Origin of the sequence: Serratia sp. AS12 (genome assembly GCF_000214195.1) — a bacterium.
Classification (GTDB): Bacteria; Pseudomonadota; Gammaproteobacteria; order Enterobacterales; family Enterobacteriaceae; genus Serratia; species Serratia plymuthica.
Genome location: NC_015566.1, coordinates 2,956,527 through 2,978,194 on the forward strand (window position 1 = coordinate 2,956,527; position 21,668 = coordinate 2,978,194).

Here is a 21,668-nt window from a genome sequence, read left to right on the forward strand (position 1 = left end):
CGCTGATGCCTTCGCATCAATCGGTTATACGCATCCGGGGCCCCTTTGAGCCCGGCTTTATGTTACCGCCTGAGGCGGTTTCGGTCGGCCTTGTCGACCAAAGGAGATAACATGGCATTACCCCGTAAACTGCTGCCTTTGCTGGTAGCGGTGCAGTTAGGTATGGCCGGAGCCGGCATGGCTCACGCGGCCTCTTACCTGTCCGTCGGTTATTTTAACGGTGGCGGTGACGTCACTGCCGGCCCCGGTGGCGATATCAACAAGCTGGATGTCACCCAAATCACCCACCTCAACTACTCTTTCGGCCTGATTTACAACAACGAGAAAGAGGAAAACAATCCGGCGCTGAAAGACCCGGCACGTCTGCATCAAATCTATTTATCGCCGAAGGTTGAGGCCGATCTGAAACTGTTGCCAGTATTGCGTAAGCAAAACCCAGAGCTGAAGGTTCTGCTTTCCGTTGGCGGTTGGGGAGCACGCGGTTTTTCCGGCGCCGCCGCCACACCGGCAAGCCGGGCGATCTTTATCCGTTCGGTACAACAGGTGATTAAACAATTTCACCTCGACGGCATCGATCTCGACTGGGAATATCCGGTCAACGGCGCCTGGGGCCTGGTCGAAAGCCAACCGACGGACCGCGCCAACTTCACCCTGCTGCTGGGGGAACTGCATAAAGCACTGGATCAAGGCAAATTGCTGACCATCGCCGTCGGCGCCAACGCAAAAAGTCCGCAGGAATGGGTAGACGTGAAAGGCATTGCGCCCTATCTCGATTACATCAACCTGATGACCTACGACATGGCGTATGGCACCCAGTATTTCAATTCCAACCTGTATGATTCTAAACAGTGGCCAACCGTCGCCGCCGCCGATCGTTACAGCGCCAATTTCGTGGTGGATAACTACCTGGCAGCCGGTCTGAAACCCGCACAGTTGAATCTGGGCATCGGCTTTTATGGCCGGGTACCTAAACGGGCTACGGAGCCGGGCATCGATTGGGATAAACCGGATGCGGCTAAAAATCCGGTTACCCAACCCTATTTCACCGCACGTGAAACCGCCGTGTTCAAATCGCTGGGGCTGGATCTGACCAAAGACAGTTATTTCAAGTACAACGATATCGTCAGCAAACTGCTGAACGACCCGCAACGGCGCTTCAGCGCCCATTGGGACAGCGACGCCAAGGTCCCCTACCTGACCCTGCAATCCGCCGAGGGCAAACCGTTGTTTGCTATTTCGTATGAGAACCCGCGTTCGGTCGCGCTCAAGGCTGACTACATTAAAAGCAAGGGGCTGGGCGGCGCCATGTTCTGGGAGTATGGCGCAGACGACAACAACCGACTGGCACACCAGTTGGCGGAATCATTGGGGATAAACGACGGGAAACGCTAAACCACAGGGCGATGCTTCCATCGCCCTGCTGTCAGATTTATTGCGGCTTCAACTTAACCAGCGGTTCGGCAACGAACTGCTGTTTCAGTTCCTGCTTGCTCTTCATCACTATCTGACCGTCGGTGCCAATAGTCATATGCTGCGGATCGGCATTGTTCAACGATTGCCACAACATCACCGCCTGCAGACTGTTTTCTTTCTGTTCCGGCGTCAGCGCAACGCCGTCTGGCCATTTACCCAGTTCTACCGCCTGCGCCAGGCGCTGATAGATTTCCGGGGTCATTGCGGCAATCAGGTCTTTCACGTCCATCAGAGCATTTCCTCACTCGTGGAAGAATAATTAGCTGAATCGATTTTTCTGGCTGAATAATCCTCAGCCGGCGGTTTTTTCGCCGTTCTCAGCGTCGGTAAAACTCAGCGAAGCCGAGTTAACGCAGAAGCGTTCACCGGTAGGCTGCGGGCCGTCGGGAAATACGTGCCCCAGATGAGCGTCACAGTGGCCGCATCGAATCTCGATTCGATGCATATTGTGCGAATTATCATCAATATAACGAATCGCATCGTCGGATACCGGCTCATAGAAGCTTGGCCAGCCGCAGCCGGAGTCATACTTGCTGTCGGAATAGAACAGCGGATGGTTGCAACACAGGCAATGGTATACACCCTCGCGCTTATTGTGCAGCAATTTACCGGAGTACGGCGCTTCAGTGCCCCGTTCCTGGGTCACATAACGTTGGATTTCATTCAGTTCCGTGGCCGGATGGTCAGGGGTTGTGTCTTTAGCCATTTGCGTGATTCTCTGAATGTGGATAATGTCAACGAAAACAATGAGTAATAATAACAAAAAATTAACAACATTGCAGTGCTTTTTGGCCTAAACTGTAGCGCATAAAGGTCACGCCGCGACATTATGTGATACCGATCACATATATTAAGCAGGGTGACTTTATACTTGGCGGTTTGACCCCATATAACGGATGAGGCCGAACGCAAACGGAATGTGCAATAAGCATGCAGATCAAGCCCCGAGATTTGATTTGCAGCAAGAATTGACACGATTCCGCTTGACGCTTGGTAAGGTTTTTGTAATTTTACAACCAACCTTTTATTCACTAACAAATAGCTGGTGGAATATATGACTATCAAAGTAGGTATCAACGGTTTTGGCCGTATCGGTCGCATTGTTTTCCGTGCTGCTCAAGAACGTTCTGACATCGAGATCGTTGCAATCAACGACCTGTTGGACGCAGAGTACATGGCTTACATGCTGAAATATGACTCTACTCACGGCCGTTTCAACGGCACGGTAGAAGTCAAAGACGGCCATCTGGTTGTTAACGGCAAAACCATCCGTGTTACCGCAGAGAAAGACCCGGCTAACCTGAAGTGGAACGAAGTGGGTGTTGACGTTGTTGCAGAAGCGACCGGTATCTTCCTGACCGACGAAACTGCACGTAAACACATCACTGCAGGCGCTAAGAAAGTTGTTCTGACCGGCCCTTCAAAAGATGCGACCCCAATGTTCGTACGTGGCGCAAACTTTGAAAAATATGCTGGCCAGGATATCGTTTCCAACGCATCTTGCACCACCAACTGCCTGGCTCCGCTGGCTAAAGTTATCAACGACAACTTCGGCATCGTCGAAGGTCTGATGACTACCGTTCACGCGACTACCGCTACTCAAAAAACCGTTGATGGCCCGTCTCATAAAGACTGGCGCGGCGGCCGCGGCGCATCCCAGAACATCATCCCTTCTTCTACCGGCGCAGCTAAAGCAGTTGGCATCGTTCTGCCAGAACTGAAAGGCAAACTGACCGGTATGGCGTTCCGCGTTCCAACTCCAAACGTGTCTGTAGTTGACCTGACCGTTCGTCTGGAAAAAGCAGCGACCTACGAAGAAATCAAGAAAGTCATCAAAGCAGCTTCTGAAGGCTCTATGAAAGGCGTTCTGGGCTATGTTGAAGACGAAGTGGTTTCCACTGACTTCAACGGCGAAATCCTGACTTCCGTGTTTGATGCCAAAGCGGGTATCGCACTGAACGACAACTTTGTGAAACTGGTTTCCTGGTACGACAACGAAACTGGCTACTCCCACAAGGTTCTGGATCTGATCGCTCACATCTCCAAATAATGGAATGATGGAAAGCTGATAATGAGGGCGACATTTTTGTCGCCCTTTTTTGTTTCTGCGGCGAACCAAAGGCAACCTAATGAACGAAAAAATTTTCACCCTGCCCGTTACCGAACAAATTTCACCTTACATCAGTCAACGTCAACTCGAAGAACTGCCGGTCGTGGTCGTTTCCCACCCGAAAGTTCGCGCCGCTGTTGCGCTGCAAGGCGCACACCTGCTGGCCTGGCAACCTGCCGGTGATAAGCCGGTTATCTGGCTGAGCAACAACACCCCCTTTAAAAAAGGCAGCGCCATTCGCGGCGGCGTGCCTATTTGCTGGCCCTGGTTTGGCCCGGTAGCACAACCCTCGCACGGTTTCGCCCGCAATCAGCCCTGGAGCCTGACCGCGCACGATGAAGACGACAACGGTGTCATTCTGACCTTTACCCTGAAAGACAATGAGCAAACCCGCAAGCTGTGGCCGCATGCCTTTACGCTGATTGCCCGTTTCAAACTGGGTGAAGAATGCGAGATTGAGCTGGAGTCACACGGCGACTATCAGGCTACCGCAGCGCTGCATACTTATTTCCAGATTGGGGATATTGAACAAGTAAAAGTGGCGGGCCTCGGCGAACCTTATATCGACAAAGTGGCCGGTGGAGCAGAAGCTCGCCAGACCGGGGACCTGGCATTTGTTGGTCAAACCGATCGGGTTTATACCCAACCGGACACTTTCAGCCTGATCAAAGATCCTTCACTGCAACGCACCATTGAGGTTCATCACCATCATATGAGCGATGTGATTGCCTGGAACCCGGGCGTGGAGCTGTCCTGCAGCATGGCAGACATGGCGAATGACGGTTATAAAACCATGGTTTGCGTGGAAACCGGCCGTGTCAGTAAACCGCTGGTGGCCGCAGGCGAACAACCAGCCCGGCTGGCGGTAACCTTCCGCAGCCGTAAAAAGGTTTGACGCTATAGGGCGGCGAGTCTGTCGCCCTTTTTAATCCCCCTTTACTGCCCCTCGAACGATATATCGCACGATACCCGCGTTATGCCCGCACTAAACACACACTGCACACGCACTATAGATATGCAAAAGGAGCGCAAGCGCCCCTTTATGATGCAGTCATTGCACGATATTCGTGCAATTTTCTTTTAGAAGCTGTAGCTCACACCCGCCATCAGCAACCCGGTGTAAGATTTATCCACCATTGGGCTGTCTTTTACTTCATTAGACAGTTGGATGTAACGCCCGGTGAAGAAAGCATCCCACTCCTTGTTGATCTGATAATTGGCGCTCAGTTCAACGTAAGGTGCCCAGCTGTCGCCCGGTTTGTAGCTGTCCAGACCACTGCGGCGAGATTCGTTATCGCTGACACCGTAGTAGTATTTGTTCTGGTTTTTGCTGTTCCACATCACGCCCACACCAGGAATCAGGGTCAAGGCGTCTAAATCGAATTTGTAGAGATAAGCGACATCCGCTTCCAGACCGTTGCTGTTGTCCAGAGTATCACCGGTAAAGGTGGAGCGGATCGAGCCCCAATCGGCATTATGGGTATAAGCCAGGCCAGCCATCAGCGTGCCGCGTCGTTTATCCAGACGCTTCATGCGGTCGTCATCGCTGTCGCCGGGACGAAAACCAAACGGCGAGTAATAACCCATTACGCTCAGTTGGTTTTCCTGATCTTTCCACAGGTAATAACCGGCTGTCAGCGTACGGAAGTAGAAGTCATCGCCTTCATAGTTAATAACAGGCATCGGATAGACGCGAGTCTTATAACCACGGTACGCGTCAGGGCTAACCAGCGCTGCAGCACCGAGCGACCAGGTTCCTGCCTGAGCACTTTGCGCAAAAACCATTGCGGAAGCGACAATTGCTAACGTTTTGAGTTGAAAATTTTTCACTGGTTCTTTTTCCATAAATAACAGAGTTAATTGCCGACTTAGTTTATGTGAAAATGCCGTTACGCGCCTAATCTTTACAATAGAAAACAACCAAGATCGAATAAGTTAGATCAGAAATATGAATTAATCATGGCGGAACAATGACGTTTTTTGCCGCAAGCCGCGCCAGACAAGGCGTTTGCTCATCCCTGTCACAACTGAGTCATTGATATGACTTAAAAAAAGCTTTTTATGGCGCAGGAAATTTTCCGGTATGCCAACTAAGCTTAATCAGAAGGCGAATTTATCCTGGGCCCAGTGGCAATACAACGCAACTCGCGATAATAAGCGTATCAAGTTGGCATACGGGTTGCTGTACTCAGGTAATAACTTCTTCTTTCGGGAGCCAAAAGACTATCACCAGCTCCCTTTAACCTGTGCTAATAACGAAAAGGACGGGCATCATGAACATATTTGACCACTATCGCCAGCGCTATGAAGCTGCCAAGGACGAAGAGTTCACACTGCAGGAATTTCTTACCATTTGCCGGCAAGATCGCAGTGCGTATGCCAATGCGGCCGAACGTCTGCTAATGGCTATCGGTGAACCTGTTATGGTCGACACCGCACTTGAGTCACGCATGTCACGCCTGTTCTCCAACCGCGTGATCGCACGCTATCCGGCTTTCGAAGAGTTCTACGGTATGGAAGAAGCTATCGAACAAATAGTTTCTTACCTGAAACACGCCGCGCAGGGGCTCGAAGAGAAGAAACAAATTCTTTACCTGTTGGGCCCGGTGGGCGGCGGGAAATCATCGCTGGCAGAACGCCTGAAAGCGCTGATGCAACGCGTGCCGATTTACACTCTGAGCGCCAACGGCGAACGCAGCCCGGTCAACGACCATCCGCTGTGCCTGTTTAACCCGCAGGAAGACGCCAATATTCTCGAAAAAGAATACAACATCCCGAACCGCTACCTCGGCACTATCATGTCGCCGTGGGCCGCAAAACGCCTGCATGAATTTGGTGGCGACATCACCAAATTCAAAGTAGTGAAAGTGCGCCCTTCCATTCTGGAACAGATAGCCATCGCCAAAACGGAACCGGGTGATGAGAATAACCAGGACATCTCTGCGTTGGTCGGTAAAGTGGACATCCGTAAACTGGAGAACCACGCCCAGAACGATCCGGATGCCTACGGCTATTCCGGCGCCCTGTGCCGCGCCAACCAGGGGATTATGGAGTTCGTAGAGATGTTCAAAGCGCCGATCAAGGTGCTGCATCCTCTCCTTACGGCTACCCAGGAAGGTAACTATAACGGTACCGAAGGTATCTCTGCCCTGCCGTTCAGCGGAATTATTCTGGCTCACTCCAACGAATCCGAGTGGGTGACTTTCCGCAACAACAAAAACAACGAGGCCTTCCTTGACCGTGTTTATATCGTCAAGGTGCCATACTGCCTACGGGTGTCGGAAGAGATGAAAATCTACGACAAACTTCTGGATCACAGCGAACTGACCCATGCGCCTTGCGCCCCCGGTACGCTGGAGACGCTGGCACGCTTTACCGTGCTCTCTCGCCTGAAAGAGCCAGAAAACTCGAGCATTTACTCGAAGATGCGCGTCTATGACGGTGAAAGCCTGAAGGACACCGATCCAAAAGCCAAGTCGTACCAGGAATACCGCGACTACGCCGGGGTCGATGAGGGCATGAATGGCCTGTCCACCCGTTTCGCGTTCAAAATCCTGTCGCGGGTATTCAACTTCGATCACGCCGAGGTAGCCGCTAACCCGGTGCACCTGTTCTACGTACTGGAACAGCAGATCGAGCGTGAACAGTTCCCGCAGGATCAGTCAGAAAAATATCTGGAACACCTGAAAGGCTATCTGATCCCGAAATACGCCGAATTTATCGGTAAAGAGATCCAGACCGCCTATCTGGAATCCTATTCGGAATACGGTCAAAACATTTTTGACCGCTACGTGACCTATGCAGACTTCTGGATCCAGGATCAAGAGTACCGTGATCCGGATACCGGCCAGCTGTTCGATCGCGAATCCCTGAACGCTGAACTGGAGAAAATCGAAAAACCGGCCGGCATCAGCAATCCGAAAGATTTCCGCAACGAAATAGTCAACTTCGTGCTGCGTGCCCGTGCTAATCATAGTGGCCGTAACCCTAACTGGACCAGCTATGAGAAGCTGCGTACCGTGATCGAGAAGAAAATGTTCTCGAACACCGAAGAGTTGCTGCCGGTGATTTCGTTTAACGCTAAAACCTCAACGGATGAGCAGAAGAAACATGACGACTTCGTCGACCGTATGATGGAAAAAGGCTACACCCGCAAACAGGTTCGCCTGCTGTGTGAATGGTATCTGCGGGTCAGAAAGTCTTCATAACGGCTAATGAGAATTAGCGTCATGGAGATGGCGTAGAAAGTTGGCAACGTCGTTTGGGGGAAGTATGGCGTATTTTATTGACCGACGGCTTAACGGCAAAAACAAGAGCATGGTGAACCGCCAGCGCTTCTTGCGCCGCTACAAGTCGCAAATCAAACAGTCGATTGCCGAAGCCATCAACAAGCGTTCGGTCACCGACGTGGACAGCGGGGAGTCGGTTTCAATCCCCAATGGCGATATCAACGAGCCTATGTTTCATCAAGGCCGCGGTGGCACTCGCCACCGCGTTCATCCAGGTAACGACCATTTTGTGCAGAATGACCGTGTCGAGCGCCCTCAGGGCGGCGGCAGTGGCGGTGGCGGCGGTCAGGGGAACGCCAGCCAGGATGGCGAAGGCGAGGATGAATTCGTTTTTCAGATATCCAAAGACGAATACCTTGATCTGCTGTTTGAAGATTTGGCGCTGCCGAACCTGAAAAAAAATCAGTATAAGCAGCTTACCGAGTACAAAACTCATCGGGCCGGTTACACCGCCAACGGCGTGCCGGCCAATATCAGCGTGGTGCGTTCGCTGCAAAACTCACTGGCGCGACGTACCGCCATGACCGCCGGAAAGCGGCGTGCCTTGCATGAGCTGGAAGACGAGCTCACCCAGTTGGAAAACACCGAACCGGTACAATTGCTGGAAGAGGAGCGGCTGCGCAAAGAAATTGCCGAACTGCGCAAAAAAATCGAAAGCGTGCCCTTTATCGATACTTTTGATTTACGTTACAAGAACTATGAACGTCGTCCTGAACCTTCCAGCCAGGCGGTAATGTTCTGCCTGATGGACGTTTCCGGCTCGATGGATCAGGCAACCAAGGACATGGCCAAACGTTTCTATATCCTGCTCTATCTGTTCCTGAGCAGAACCTATAAAAACGTCGACGTGGTGTATATCCGCCACCACACCCAGGCGAAGGAAGTGGATGAACAGGAGTTCTTCTACTCGCAGGAAACCGGCGGCACTATCGTTTCCAGCGCGCTAAAACTGATGAATGAAGTGGTTGAAGAGCGTTACGACCCGGCTCAATGGAACATTTATGCCGCACAAGCCTCGGATGGCGATAACTGGGCCGATGATTCACCGCTGTGCCACGAACTGTTGGCGAAAAAACTGCTGCCGATGGTGCGCTATTACAGCTACATTGAAATCACCCGTCGCGCTCACCAAACGCTGTGGCGTGAATATGAAGACCTGCAGGCCAAATTCGATAACTTTGCCATGCAGCATATCCGTGAGCCGGACGATATTTATCCGGTATTCCGCGAGCTTTTCCATAAGCAAACGGCATAATATTTATTAAAACAGCCAGCTAATCTTGTTAGCTGGCTGTTCCTTTTACAGGAAAAAAGAACACCCTCTCAGGATCGTTTTCATCCAGGTTTTCAATACAACCGCTCTCGGTAAAGCCGGCTTCCAGTAACAGCGTCTTCATGGGTAAGTTCGAACCGTTAGTTGAGGTAAAAAGCTTGGGGCGTTCACAAAGCGATTTTAATTGTTCGAGTAACTTTCGCCCCACGCCTCTGCGCCGGAACCGCTCATCGACCATAAGAATTTCGATAAACCCATAACCGTAAAAGTGATAGTGCAGCACACCATAAGCCACTATTTCGCCAGCAAGTTCTGCAACATGGCAGACACCGGCCTCGCACCACTCACGGATCTCGGTGTGACGGTGCAGATCATGCGATGCGAGGGTATCAAAACCGATCAACACATTAATATCCTGCATTGTTGCAAGGCGAAAAATCATTTTTCCAATCCTCTTCTTTCTTTCCATTAGCGCAGTCACCGCTGAGGTAATTCCTAATTACGTTATCTTTACGCGTTGTTCATTGCTTGGATTGGGAATATTCCTATTTAATGGGTTGCCAAATTGCAATCTCAGGTGAGTGCTATGGAACTACTTCCAATCGCAATCATCGTCGTTTTGATGGCAGTTGTCGTATTTTCCTTTGTCCTCTATTGGCGGCAAAGAAGAACAAGTACTTTCAACACCAAGCGGAAACGACGTTAGGACGACTATCCACAAGGAAGTGGTCTCACAGTAACGCTTACAAGCTGCCCCACCACCGCGTAACCCCCCTCTTTGAGGATATTCTGATACATACAGCGCGTTGAACCTTTCACTTGTCCATAAAATTTCCGTGGGTTACTGTCACCTTCTGAAGGCTCACATCACCTCATAACCAGAATAAAATCCAATAGCTAGCTATCATCCCTTAATCCCGCCGTCGTGCGGGATCTTTTTAACGCCAGGAAAAATCACCCCTGCCAGAAATTGACAGTAGCGCCCATTAAGCTTGGGATCCTGCGGCAAACAATTCCGCGGGCCATTTTCAGCATCATAGGGAAATACACGCCAATGACACGTACCATAACTCTTCTTACCGATAATTTCTCCGATTGGGAAACCGCTCTGATCAACTCCACTTGTCGAGGCTATTACGGTTTCGATACCCGTTTTGCTTCGCCTAAAGCCACCCCCATCGTTTCCTCTGGGGGGATGCTAATTACCCCACAGTTATCAATTGAAGCCATCAACCTCGACGAGGTAGACCTGTTGATCGTCTGCGGCGGCACGGCATGGCAAAGTGGACAGGCGCCAGACATCACAGCGTTGGTCGCCGAGGCTCACCAAAAAAGCATCGTCGTCGCCGGTATTTGCGATGGAACTCGCGTATTGGCACAGTCGGGCGTGCTCGATAATCTTCGCCATACTTCCAATTCAGCGGAAAATCTGTCGCAACTGAACTATGCGGGAGCCGCGTACTATCAGGATGTGCCTTATGCCGTTGCCGATCAACGCGTCGTCACCGCGCCCGGCACCGCCCCTGTCAGCTTTATGGCCGAGATCCTTGGAGTCTTTGGTTTCAACGACGAGAATCTTAAAGCCTATTTGGCGATGCACGCGGCCGAACACAGCAAGCCGGTTTAACCGGCCTGCGGCAAAAAAACGCTGTCGCAAGGCTTTGGCAAGGATATTTCATGAGGTGCCCGCCGCCTCATCAATCAAAGCGACCACTTCTTGTGGGTGTGAGGCAAGCGACGCATGGCTGGCATTCAACGTAATCACTTTTTTAGCGTTCAGCCGGGCCGACATGCGCTGCTGATTCTCAGGCGAAATCATCCGGTCATCGCTGGACATTTGGTACCAGGAAGGTTTGTGCTTCCACGCAGGCTCATTGATAACGTTACCTACAGTAATCCATGCACCAGGACTCCTGTAGGTTTTGGACTCATGCCTGATTCCTTTTTTAGGAAGACGGCGTTACGCCTGCCCACCTGTGCAAGGTCAAACGCCGTTTAGACCTATGATATATAGTTCACCACAGCAGATTCCGAATAGTTAACGCGGCTGGCCCCCTCCTCATGACGTTCCATTCGCCCCGAGTCATTTCCCGGATTTCTGATGACATGCCCGCGCAGACACTTCCCATAACCAAGTCTAAACGCAGTTGCAAATCAGCATAAAAACCACTTTAAAACTAGGATTTTTACCCATTAAGATATAAAATCCCATGAAAAAACAATAGCAAGCAAAACAACAAAATATCAAAAGGGAATTTTCACGTGAAGGAAATGATCTCCATCCTTTTCATCGTAAGCCTGTTGGCGATGCTTTTTTCATGGTTGTTTGTCTACGGCCTCAACATTTATTAGACGGCTGAGCGACGTAAAAAACCCCGGCATGCGAACGCATACCAGGGTTGAGAGTCTCGGACTACATGAACATGTCCCCCAGTGCAAAACGGCTGGGCCAGATGATGGCACCACTACTGTTTAGTCTGGATCCAGAAGGCATGAATCAAACCAGGGAAATAGCCTAACACAGTCAGGATAATGTTGAGGATAAAAGCCCCGCCGATACCTTTATCAAGCAACACACCCAGCGGCGGTAGAATAATGGTAAATACGATTCTCCAAAAGCTCATACTCTCTCCTCATTTTCTCCAAGGTCTACCAACATATTATATCTGCTAAACACTTTCAAATATCCGATTAATTGGGTAACCGCGAGCGGTGGGTAATTATGTTCTTCCGCTTCGCCAATACGGCAGCCGAACAATTTCCTCTACCAAAGATTCCTGAGTATCCCTTGTGGGTAAACCTATGTCCTGATATCTCCCCTTATCGCCAACAGGAGCCGCCCCGTGCGCAGCGAAGCCTCATAACAACATTAATAATGTGGTTATGAATAATAAACTAAATAAACAACTAATAAGCATTGATTATGTGGAATTAAGCCCCTAAAATTCGCGGCTTAAAAATACAACTGGGATAGGTTTCATGTCACCGCTGTGGGTTGCAACGCAATATTTCTATTTAATAGGCCTTTTAGTTTCTATGGTTTTTACCTATTTAGTCAGCCGGGATACCATCAAAATTCGTTTTATCAGCGCGTTGACGATTGGTTTGACCTGGCCGCTAAGCCTGCCGGTGGTGTTGCTTTTCTCCCTGTTCTAGCGATGTAAGACCACCCCGTCGGCAAAGCGACGGGGCGATACTGCCCCTTTCCTCAGAAATCGTACCCCAGAGTCGCCACCACAGAACGTTCCGCCCCCCAATAGCAATAACCGGTGCCATAACAGGCCGCGACGTATTTCCTGTCGGTCAGATTATTGACGTTCAACTGAACGTAGGCGCCTTTCATTGATGGGTTCACGCTGCCCAGATTCATCCTCACCGAAGCATCCACCAGCGTCACCGAAGGAATGCGCAGCGTATTTTCATTGTCTGCCCACTGCTTGCCGATATAACGCACACCAGCGCCAAGATCCACGCCTAATCCAGCCGCGTATTTGCCCCATAGAGAAGCCATTTGGTCGGGGGCCAGATACGGCGTATTGCCGTTGTTGCCATCGATCGCGTCTTTAAACTTCACTTTGTTGTAGCTGTAGCCGGCAATCAGATCGAAACGTTCGGTGATCTTGCTGCGCGCTTCCAGTTCAATCCCCTGCGAATGCACTTTACCAGCCGGCAGATAATAACTTTGCTGTACCACCCGGTTGGCGACATCTTTTTGCGTCAAATCGTACAATGCCACGCTGTAAATCGATGAACTGCCTGGCGGCTGATATTTCAACCCCACCTCATACTGTTCACTAGTGCTCGGTTTCAGCATGTGTCCGTTTTGATCGGGCAGCGCCTCAGGCGTTACCGCCGTACTGTAGCTGGCGTAAGGTGAAAGACCGTTATCAAAGTGATACAACAGGGAAGCACGGCCGCTGAAGTTATCATCGCTGCGTGCATCGCTGGTGCCGGTGTTGAGCGTCGTATTTTTAGACTCGATGCGATCGAAGCGGCCGGACAGGTTCAGATACCAGTTCTGTAAGCTGATTTCATCCTGTAGATAAACGCCGCTCTGCTCGTAGTGGCGCCTGGAGTCGGTATGCGTCAGGCCGGTTAACGCCGCCCCGCCGGACACACCGGTATAAGGATTCAATTGCGATGCCGCGGCAGACTCTTCCCACAAATTATTGCGAAAGCGCTGGTAATCCAGCCCCAGCATGACCTTATGATCCAGCGCCCCGGTGGTAAAATCGGCTTCCAGTTGGTTATCGACGGCAAAGGCGTCCAGCGACGTGGCAGAACCGCTGTAATAACGGTTCAGCAGACGGTGATCGTCATTCCAGCCAATCTGATACACCTGTTGCAACTCAACATTGGAATGGGTGTAACTGGCATTCTGACGGAAAGACCAGACGTCGTTAAAACTGTGGGAGAAAGCATAGCTGTAGATCTGCTCCCAGCGCTTGAACACATTCCGGCTGCTCTCACCGTCAAAGAATCCGCGCCCCAGTTTATCGCCCGAACTGGAATAGAGGCTGCCATCGGCCGGCACGGCGCTGTGGTAACCGCCGGAAGGATCCTTCTGCAGGTAGGCTTTGAGCAACAGCGAGGTATTTTCATCCGGCTGCCACAGCAATGAGGGGGCGACGGCATAGCGCTCTTCACGCTGATGGTCGTACATGGTTTCGCTGCTGCGCGTCATGCCGGTCAGCCTGTAAGCCCACTGTTCAGACAGTGGCCCGGTCACATCGAAGGCGCCGCCCTGAGTACTATTGTTGCCAGCCATCAGGTTAACGTGCCCTTCCGTGGCGAACTGAGGCCGCTTGGACGTCAGCGCGACCAATCCACCCGGAATGCTTTGCCCGTACATCACCGAAGAAGGGCCTTTGATGACGTCGACACGTTCCAGGAACCAGGGATCAACCTGCAAGGCGTTATAGGTACCACCGTCACTCAACAGACGCAGGCCATCGAGGAAAGTGTTATTGACGTCACCGCCATGAAAGCCGCGCAATGCAATGGTGTCATAGCGAGTGGCCCCACCGGAAAAATTGGTGAAGACGCCCGGAGCATATTTCAGCGTATCGTTAACCGTCTGGGCATTCTGGTCGGTCATCTGCTGCCGAGTCACTACCGAGATCGACTGGGCCGTCAGGACTAACGGTCTGTCGGTTTTCGTCGCGCCCTGGCTGGTCGTAGCCTGATAGCCCTGCGTCGCCGCCTCCGCCGTATCGGCAGATTTGGCAGTGACAACCAAAGTATCCTCAGCTAACGATGTTAGCGGCAGGAACATGGCTAGCGCGCAGAACATACGCGATCGTTTGACCGGAAAATGCATCGACATCTCTGTAACCCCTGGTAAATACCCAAAATCACGCCGAATAAGCTTCTCTGTCAGCAGCGCTGGCTGACAACGTCCGCAGCGGATCTATCGGCGCACTGAATGCAACAAAAAGATAATATTAATGATAATTATTATCTTTATCGATAAAAAATTTCAAGCATGATGTCGCTTTCTATGAGCCGGGAAAATGTTTCATCGTCGCTGAAAAGCCAAGGGAGTGACCTGAGTCAGCAATCTGAAATAAAAGAAGTAAAAAAATGCCAGCGCGAGGCTGGCAACAAATATTGGAAGCAATGTGAGCAATGTCGTGCCGGCTTGGGTGGCACATAAGGAGACAATCCTTCTACCCCTTACCGACCATCAAATGATAACGAATATCATTATCTGTTGTAAAGTGCTTTTTATCTACCCCTTTTTGTCAGCGCACAACGGTGGGGCATCAATGCTTTGTTCTGCCAAGCCAACGATATAAACCCAATATCGCAAAAAAAGTGGCCGCCACCAGGGCATTGATTGAAAACCATACTACTAATATGGGCACAACGGTTTGATAGAGCGGAATACCCCTGGCAGCAGAGAAGGGATTAAGATGCCAGGACCTGATAAGAAAGAAGGGATTCAAATTAAACCATTGGCAGAACAAGGCCATGAGCGTCGGTGGCAGGAAAAAATAAAGTCCCAACGTGGCAACCAGTAAACATACTGTCGAACGACTGTTTTTATAGTTCTTCATCTCACTATCTGCCATTACTCTTTCGCTGAAAACGCCCTGGCCGTTATTGTTTGAACAGACCCGGCAAGGGCCAGTTAGTTCCCATTTTGGGGTAAAATAAAGCCCGTTTGGCGTTTAATTTTCATTTAGCTATTCGGTGTTATAACGCTATTCAGCTCAGGAGGCCCCAATGATACCGGACTATTGCCCTATCTCACCGAACACCCAAAAACTCAAAGTCATCTATGGTTGGTATATATATGCCGTCTATACGCTGTTGATCTTTAATATCTACCTGGCAGTGTATAACGTCTGCGTCAGGCATCCTATTGAATCGCCAATGATCTCATGGTTTCACAGCCTGTTCATCGCTTTTATGCTCTACCATTTGCTGAAAAAACGAACGCATTTTGCCTGGCTGATGCTGGCCTATTTTATTCTGATGCGGCTGTATTACGCTAACGTGTTGCATATCGAATTTAATTCCTGGAGCCGCGGGTTGGTTTTCGTGATTCTGACGGTCTTGCTCACCGGCACGGTTGCACTGGGGCAACTCGCGACACCGCGGTTGCGTCAGGATTGGCTGGCGCGCTTGGGCTGGCGGCAATGGGCTACGTTGGCCGGCTTGTCCGGGGTACTGACGCCGATGATCACTACCGATTATCTGGGTTGACGGCAGTCGTTTATTTTGGGATATGCGGCTCGGAGATATCCACCATACGGCACAGCTTGGTGTAGTTACTGGATTGTTCGCACAACTTATCGGTGACGTAAACACCAAGATAACCCAGCACCAGCACATAGCCGGCCATGCACAGAATAAAAATAAACGTTCTCACCGATAGAACCAACCTGACAACAATACCTTGAGCATCATACCTTGATTTTCCTGCTTTAGACTATTTCAAAGTATTTCAGAAATCTGCTGGTCATTTCTCGCCAACGAATGTTATGTTATTACATATCATAACCACCTCATACAGACACGCTAATGGAAAACCAAAACCCGCCGTTACTCACTGTAGAACAATTGACACTGTCGATTAACGGGGAAGTCAAAATCAGCGATCTGAACTTCACCCTACATGCCGGCGAGCGGCTGTGCCTGCTTGGCGCATCCGGCTCAGGCAAGTCACTTACCGCCGCCGCCATTTTGGGCACGCTGCCGAACGGTGCCGAACTCAGCGGATCGATACGGCTACTCGGGCAAGAAATCAGCGGCCAACGTTTGCAACAGCGCAAGTCCCTCTCGCTGGCGGCCATTTTTCAAGATCCTTTTACCAGCCTCAACCCTCTGACCACCGTGGGTAAGCAACTGATCATGGCTCTGCGTGGCCGGAGCGGCATGAGCAAAGAACACGCCCAACGCTGCGCTACAGAACTCTTGACTGCGCTGGGCCTGCCGCCGGAGATCATCATGATGCGCTACCCCGGGCAATTGTCCGGCGGCCAATGCCAACGAGTCTGCGCGGCGCTGGCGCTGAGCGGCGAGAAAAGCCTGCTGATAGCGGATGAACCCACCACCGCGCTGGACATGGTCAGCCAGCATCAGTTAATCGATATCCTGAAGCGCTACACCGAGCGCCCCGCAGCGCCGGCGTTGCTGTTTATCACCCACGACCTTGCCGTCGCCGCCAGCCTGTGCCAACGGGCCATCGTGCTGGCGAACGGCACGATAGCCGAACACGGGTCTGTCGCGCAGCTGTTGCGCCAGCCTGTACATCCTTACACTCAGCGGCTGGTTGCCACGGCACTGCGCCCGACATTCGGTCATGCCCCCTCTATGAGTATGGCGGGATAACCCTTGAGTCACCTACCGGTCAGCGCCACACTGCCTTTTATCAGCCTGCAGAATGTCTGTCGGCAATATACGTCGGCATCTGGTGGCCTTAGCCCTACCGATCTGAATTTGCATGCCGAAGAACGCATCGGGCTGGTTGGCTGTTCCGGCGCAGGCAAATCCACCTTGCTTAAACTGTTGTTAGCGCTAGAGGCGCCGGATTTCGGCCATATCTTCTGCCAGGGTACCGCGATTCGCCCAGCGCCCGTTCATCAGCTGCGTTGGTACCGACGTTTGGTGCAGTATGTCCCGCAAGACGCCCACGCCTCGCTCAATCCACGTCATACGGTCGCCGAACTGATTATCGCCCCGCTGCGCCAACTCGGTCTGCCGCAGGATCTGGGTATCACTGCAGAGCGTGCTCTGCGTCAGGTCGAACTGGATGACCACCTGCTGTACGTCAGGCCAGACCAGCTTTCCGGCGGGCAGGCACAGAGGGTGGCGCTGGCACGCGCCATCGCGCTGCAACCCCGTTTTTTACTGGCCGATGAACCGGTCAGCGGTCTGGATCTGCCCTTGCGCGGGCAGATCATCAACCTGCTCGATCGTATTGCCCGTCAGCAACGGATGGGCATGTTGCTGGTCTCTCATGATATTTCGTTGGTGGCCGCCTTGTGCCACCGCACGCTGGTGATGGACCATGGCGCCATCGTGGAAGATCGCCCAACTCACGATCTGCTGCAATCGCCCCGGCATGTCGCTACCCGTGCGTTGATCGCCGCAATCCCATCATTGCCCCCCTTTTAGCCCTGAGATCCTGAGGAATTTTGCATGTTGAATCCGCGTTTTATTGGCCCGACCGGTTGCCTGCTAGCCGGCAGCTTGCTGCTTGCTGGCTGCTTTGAACCTGCAAAACCAAAAGAAAGTGTCACCGAAGAAAAACGTATCCGGCTGGCCATGTTACAGCCGCCCCGCTCCGGGTTAACGCCGTTGAGCGACGATGCTTTTAAACTCTCGCGCTGGAGCAATGCCGAAACCCTGGTGGTGCTGAACGCCAATGGCGATGCCGAGCCGGCACTGGCGACTGAATGGCAGCAAATAGATCAACGCCGCTGGCGCTTTGTGCTGCGTCAGGGGGTCAGTTTCCACGACGGCAGCCTAATGACGGCGCAAAGCGTAGTGCGCTCACTTTCAGCAGCGATAAATGCCGCGCCAAAACCACGCATTCTGGACGGCGTTGAGCTGTCGGTCACCGCCGAAGGCGATAATGCCGTGCTGATCGCTACAGCCCGCCCCGATCCTTTAATTCCGCAACGGCTGTCCAGCCCGCAACTGGCGATCCTCGCTGAACGGGCCTACACCGCCAACGGCGTGGTCAATCCGCTGCAGGCCGGAACCGGCGCTTTTGTATTAACAGAAATCAACGGCACCAGCAGCGCACGGCTAAATCGCTTTGACGGTTACTGGGGCGAGAAAGCCGCCGCACCGGGGATCGACGTCAGTTTTGTGCCGGACAGCAATGCGCGTGCCGCCGCCCTGCGTACCGGCAGCGCCGATCTGGTTGAAGCTTTGCCGGTATCGCAGTTGCCGCTTATTGAAGCGGGGCTGATCCACGAAGTCCCGATGCCGCGCACCAATACGCTGTATCTGAATACTCGCCTCGGCGCTTTCCGCGATCCGGCGGTGCGCGCAGCGGCGGCGGCGGCGGTTCAACGCCAACAGTTAGTGGACAACGTCTACGAAGGTCGTGCCGATATTGCCACCGGGTTGCTTGGCCCTGCATTGCCCTGGGCCGCCTCATTACGGCAACCGCAACCGACTATCCCGCCAGCGGATGTAAAAGGCCAAACCATTACCCTGGCGACCTTCAGCGATCGGGCAGAGCTGCCCGAAGTCGCGGTTTATCTGGCGCAACAGCTCAGCGCAGCCGGTTTTACAGTGAAGCAGGAGGTTCGGGAATACGCCCATATTGAAGCCGATGCGTTGGCGGGCAAATTCGATGCGTTCATTTTATCGCGCGCCACCGTGTTGGATTCCGGCGATCCGGTGGCCTACATGTACAGCGATTTTGCCTGCCGGGGATCGTTCAATATTGCTCAACTCTGTGACCCCAAAGTGGACGAAGCATTAACCCAGGCCGCTGCCATACCGGCCGGCGCGCAGCGACGTCAGGCGATTATCGAGGCGGAGAGCCGCATCCTCGCCACGCATGCGGCCATCCCCTTGTTGCATGAAAGGGTTATCCAGGGTGAAACCGTCGCCATGCAGCACGCAGAACGCGACCCGCGTGAACGCCGACTGGTGACACCGCGCAGCATTATTTCCGCCGGGCAGCCCTGATCGTGATAAAGCGCTCGATAAAAATGTTATTGCCACTCGCCTCACGCCTGTTTGCTCTGTTGGCAATGATTTTGCTCATTGGTCTGATGCCCTGGATTTCCGGCCGTGACCCCGCGCTCAGCCTGCTGCGGGCTCGCTCAAGCGAGCAAGAGGCGACGCCGGAAGCCCTGAACGCCATTCGACAACGATTCGGTCTGGATGACGGGCCGCTGGTGCTGCTTAGCCGATGGTTTTCCGGGTTGCTGCGGGGGGATGCCGGTCACTCCTGGATCTCGGGTCAGCCCGTGCTGGAAGGCATGCTGCAAGCCGCCGGAGTGTCGTTGATCCTGATGGCCTGCGCGCTCACGGTAGCGCTGTCAGTAGCACTGTTGTTGGCATTGCCAACCCTGTGGCGTGGCATGCGCGGCGATGGTCAGCGCCCTGCCGGCGTACTGGCCGTGGCACTGACCTCCCTGCCGGAATTTTTGCTGGCGGCGCTGTTGCTGATTGTCGGCGCCGTCTGGTTGCGCTGGTTCCCGCCCTACGGCTGGCAAAGCCTCCAACACGTTGTTCTGCCTGCGCTGGCGCTGGGCCTGCCCGCGGGAGGATTGCTGGGACTGTTGTTCAGCGACGGGCTGGCCGCAACCTTCTCTGAACGCTGGTTGATCACCTGGAGCCTTGCCGGTATCTCCCGGAGGCAACGTCTATTGGCGGTATTGCGCCGCACATTGCCCGCCCTGCTGCCTCAGATCGGTCTGGTGCTGGTGGGGCTTACCGGCGGTGCCATTGCCGTCGAGAAGTTGTTTGCCATTCCCGGTCTTGGTCGGGCGACCTTAGGTGCCGCCATCGCACAGGATCTGCCTGCGCTGCAGTGCGGTATCCTGATTCTGCTGATGATCGCCTTCAGCGCCGGTTTCCTGGCACAGGGAGCGCATTATCTTCTGCTGGGCCGCATCGCCGCGTCCCTGCCTAATGCGCCACAACCCCAGCATAGCGCCAAAGGCAGTTATCTTGTCGCCGCAATCGCCGCGCTGTTGCTGTGTCTGCTGGTACTGAGCGGGGTCATCCGCGATCCGTTCTCGTCCCTGTATATGCGCCTGCAACCACCCGGCCTGGCGTTACCCTTTGGCGCCGACGCCACCGGCAGGGACATTCTGGCTCGGGTCGCCCACGGCGCGGTGAACACCAGCCTGCTGGCGCTGGCCGTCAGCTTCGCTTCACTGATCCTCGGAATGCTATTTGGGTTAATGCCGCGCCTGATGTGCGGGGTGATTGAACTGGCCAATGCCACGCCGCCCATCATGGCAGGCCTGTTGGTCATCGCCATTACCGGTCCTTCAGCCTACGGCGCAGCATGCGCGGTGATGTTGGTCAGTTGGGCGCCGTTGGCGGCACACTGCGCCTCGTTATTGACGGAGGCGCGTATGCAGCCCTATATCCGCATGCTCCCCGTATTGGGCATAGGCCGCCTGCGTACGCTGACGCACTACCTGCTGCCGGCGTTAGTCGCGCCGTTGCTTCGTCACGCCATGCTTCGCCTGCCGGGTATTGCGCTGGCGCTGGCCGCGCTGGGTTTCCTCGGCCTGGGGCCTCCGCCGCCGGGCGCAGAATGGGGGCTGGTGCTGGCCGAAGCTATGCCTTATATCGAACGAGCGCCCTGGGGCGTTGTGACCCCGGTGGCCGCCCTGGTGTTGCTGGCAGTGTTGGCGGTAACACTGGCGAATGCCGCAGGCCAGCGCCGTGGCTGACTGCGCATCCTCGCCCGGTTTGTAGTAACATATTACGATGACTCAGCCAGCGGAGAGCCGCCAATGCACCATCTGATGCTAGACATTGAAACTCTGGACATAAAACCCAGCGCAGTGATCCTGGTGGTTGCCGCCGTATTTTTTGATCCCAAGACCGGCCAGCTCGGCGCGGAATTTGAAAACGCCGTCAGCAGCCAAAAAGATCAGCCTGGCAGAACCATCAGCCTGGATACCGTGGCCTGGTGGGCAAAGCAGTCTGACGAAGCGCGCAAACTGGCCTTTGCCGGAACCGAAAGCCTGAAGCGCGTACTGACCAGCCTGAGCCGTTTTATCCATATGAACAGCACAGACAGGGTGAAGGTCTGGGGGAATGGCAAAGAGTTTGATTGCGCGATCCTCGAACATGCTTTCCAGCAGTTGGAAATGCCCTGTCCATGGAAGTTTTGGGACACGCAGGATGTACGAACGGTGATCACCCTGGCTGAACTGCACGGCTTCAACCCGAAGAAAGAACGGCCCTTCGAAGGCACACCGCATCGGGCGCTGGACGACGCCAAACACCAGGCACGTTACGTGGCGGATACGGTTTCTGCACTTTATTATCGCCAAGCCTCCGCCGTGTAATTGGGCCGGAAAAT

General features: G+C 53.2%; 20 protein-coding genes and 1 pseudogene. 13 read left to right on the plus strand and 8 right to left on the minus strand.

All coding sequences use genetic code 11. The features are described 5' to 3' along the window. Positions 1 to 111 precede the first annotated feature (111 nt). Positions 112 to 1,392, plus strand: a complete 1,281-nt coding sequence (locus SERAS12_RS13770) for a glycoside hydrolase family 18 protein (protein ID WP_013813227.1) — start codon at positions 112 to 114, stop codon at positions 1,390 to 1,392. A 37-nt stretch (positions 1,393 to 1,429) separates the two neighbouring features. Here SERAS12_RS13770 and SERAS12_RS13775 read toward each other — a convergent pair whose 3' ends face one another. Further along, positions 1,430 to 1,702, minus strand: coding sequence for a YeaC family protein (locus tag SERAS12_RS13775; RefSeq protein WP_013813228.1), 273 nt, complete (start codon positions 1,700 to 1,702; stop codon positions 1,430 to 1,432). 63 nt (positions 1,703 to 1,765) lie between these two features. Beyond that, positions 1,766 to 2,179, minus strand: a complete 414-nt coding sequence (msrB, locus tag SERAS12_RS13780) for a peptide-methionine (R)-S-oxide reductase MsrB (RefSeq protein WP_013813229.1) — start codon at positions 2,177 to 2,179, stop codon at positions 1,766 to 1,768. 348 nt (positions 2,180 to 2,527) lie between these two features. Between msrB and gapA the strand changes: the two genes are divergently transcribed. Beyond that, positions 2,528 to 3,523 (plus strand): glyceraldehyde-3-phosphate dehydrogenase, encoded by a 996-nt coding sequence (gapA, locus tag SERAS12_RS13785; RefSeq protein ID WP_013813230.1) that lies wholly within the window; start codon positions 2,528 to 2,530, stop codon positions 3,521 to 3,523. Between the two features lie 79 nt (positions 3,524 to 3,602). Then, the gene (locus SERAS12_RS13790) at positions 3,603 to 4,478 is read left to right on the plus strand and encodes a D-hexose-6-phosphate mutarotase (protein ID WP_013813231.1); all 876 of its coding nucleotides are present in this window, start codon (positions 3,603 to 3,605) and stop codon (positions 4,476 to 4,478) included. A 185-nt stretch (positions 4,479 to 4,663) separates the two neighbouring features. Here SERAS12_RS13790 and SERAS12_RS13795 read toward each other — a convergent pair whose 3' ends face one another. After that, the gene (locus tag SERAS12_RS13795) at positions 4,664 to 5,428 is read right to left on the minus strand and encodes a MipA/OmpV family protein (RefSeq protein ID WP_013813232.1); all 765 of its coding nucleotides are present in this window, start codon (positions 5,426 to 5,428) and stop codon (positions 4,664 to 4,666) included. A 428-nt stretch (positions 5,429 to 5,856) separates the two neighbouring features. Here SERAS12_RS13795 and yeaG point away from each other — a divergent pair, with 428 nt between their 5' ends. Further along, the gene (gene yeaG / locus SERAS12_RS13805) at positions 5,857 to 7,791 is read left to right on the plus strand and encodes a protein kinase YeaG (RefSeq protein WP_006325823.1); all 1,935 of its coding nucleotides are present in this window, start codon (positions 5,857 to 5,859) and stop codon (positions 7,789 to 7,791) included. A 64-nt stretch (positions 7,792 to 7,855) separates the two neighbouring features. Next, entirely contained in the window at positions 7,856 to 9,127 is a 1,272-nt protein-coding gene (locus SERAS12_RS13810; RefSeq protein ID WP_013813234.1) for a YeaH/YhbH family protein, read from the plus strand. 28 nt (positions 9,128 to 9,155) lie between these two features. On the opposite strand, the gene SERAS12_RS13815 is transcribed toward SERAS12_RS13810, so the two are convergent. Further along, on the minus strand, positions 9,156 to 9,587 hold the full coding sequence (locus tag SERAS12_RS13815; protein WP_013813235.1) for a GNAT family N-acetyltransferase: 432 nt from the start codon (positions 9,585 to 9,587) through the stop codon (positions 9,156 to 9,158). Positions 9,588 to 10,199: 612 nt separating this feature from the next. Here SERAS12_RS13815 and SERAS12_RS13820 point away from each other — a divergent pair. Further along, positions 10,200 to 10,772: a type 1 glutamine amidotransferase family protein gene (locus SERAS12_RS13820; RefSeq protein WP_013813236.1), complete on the plus strand. Its 573-nt coding sequence runs from the start codon at positions 10,200 to 10,202 to the stop codon at positions 10,770 to 10,772. Between the two features lie 48 nt (positions 10,773 to 10,820). Here SERAS12_RS13820 and SERAS12_RS13825 read toward each other — a convergent pair. Together SERAS12_RS13825 and SERAS12_RS25645 are read right to left on the minus strand one after the other, a co-directional pair. Beyond that, positions 10,821 to 11,039 (minus strand): annotated as a pseudogene (locus tag SERAS12_RS13825) (alpha/beta fold hydrolase); the annotation flags it as partial. Between the two features lie 571 nt (positions 11,040 to 11,610). Next, on the minus strand, positions 11,611 to 11,769 hold the full coding sequence (locus tag SERAS12_RS25645) for a YqaE/Pmp3 family membrane protein (protein WP_004945416.1): 159 nt from the start codon (positions 11,767 to 11,769) through the stop codon (positions 11,611 to 11,613). Between the two features lie 355 nt (positions 11,770 to 12,124). Between SERAS12_RS25645 and SERAS12_RS25650 the strand changes: the two genes are divergently transcribed. Next, positions 12,125 to 12,301: a GhoT/OrtT family toxin gene (locus SERAS12_RS25650; protein ID WP_004945419.1), complete on the plus strand. Its 177-nt coding sequence runs from the start codon at positions 12,125 to 12,127 to the stop codon at positions 12,299 to 12,301. A 52-nt stretch (positions 12,302 to 12,353) separates the two neighbouring features. Here the strand turns inward: SERAS12_RS25650 and SERAS12_RS13840 are convergent, their stop codons facing one another. After that, positions 12,354 to 14,471, minus strand: coding sequence for a TonB-dependent siderophore receptor (locus tag SERAS12_RS13840; protein ID WP_013813237.1), 2,118 nt, complete (start codon positions 14,469 to 14,471; stop codon positions 12,354 to 12,356). Positions 14,472 to 15,523: 1,052 nt separating this feature from the next. Here SERAS12_RS13840 and SERAS12_RS13845 point away from each other — a divergent pair. Next, entirely contained in the window at positions 15,524 to 15,856 is a 333-nt protein-coding gene (locus SERAS12_RS13845) for a hypothetical protein (RefSeq protein ID WP_239440933.1), read from the plus strand. A gap of 10 nt (positions 15,857 to 15,866) precedes the next feature. Here SERAS12_RS13845 and SERAS12_RS26465 read toward each other — a convergent pair whose 3' ends face one another. Beyond that, on the minus strand, positions 15,867 to 16,022 hold the full coding sequence (locus SERAS12_RS26465) for a hypothetical protein (RefSeq protein WP_013813239.1): 156 nt from the start codon (positions 16,020 to 16,022) through the stop codon (positions 15,867 to 15,869). Between the two features lie 152 nt (positions 16,023 to 16,174). Here SERAS12_RS26465 and SERAS12_RS13850 point away from each other — a divergent pair, with 152 nt between their 5' ends. From SERAS12_RS13850 to SERAS12_RS13870, 5 genes are all read left to right on the plus strand, one after another. Then, positions 16,175 to 16,984, plus strand: coding sequence for an ABC transporter ATP-binding protein (locus SERAS12_RS13850; RefSeq protein WP_013813240.1), 810 nt, complete (start codon positions 16,175 to 16,177; stop codon positions 16,982 to 16,984). Positions 16,985 to 16,987: 3 nt separating this feature from the next. Continuing rightward, the gene (locus SERAS12_RS13855; RefSeq protein ID WP_013813241.1) at positions 16,988 to 17,770 is read left to right on the plus strand and encodes an ABC transporter ATP-binding protein; all 783 of its coding nucleotides are present in this window, start codon (positions 16,988 to 16,990) and stop codon (positions 17,768 to 17,770) included. Between the two features lie 24 nt (positions 17,771 to 17,794). After that, on the plus strand, positions 17,795 to 19,303 hold the full coding sequence (locus tag SERAS12_RS13860; RefSeq protein ID WP_013813242.1) for an ABC transporter substrate-binding protein: 1,509 nt from the start codon (positions 17,795 to 17,797) through the stop codon (positions 19,301 to 19,303). Positions 19,304 to 19,326: 23 nt separating this feature from the next. Next, complete coding sequence (locus tag SERAS12_RS13865) at positions 19,327 to 21,030, plus strand: ABC transporter permease subunit (protein WP_013813243.1); 1,704 nt, start codon at positions 19,327 to 19,329, stop codon at positions 21,028 to 21,030. A 63-nt stretch (positions 21,031 to 21,093) separates the two neighbouring features. Then, a complete protein-coding gene (locus tag SERAS12_RS13870; RefSeq protein WP_013813244.1) occupies positions 21,094 to 21,654 on the plus strand; it encodes a 3'-5' exonuclease in 561 nt (186 codons plus the stop codon). Positions 21,655 to 21,668 lie beyond the last annotated feature (14 nt).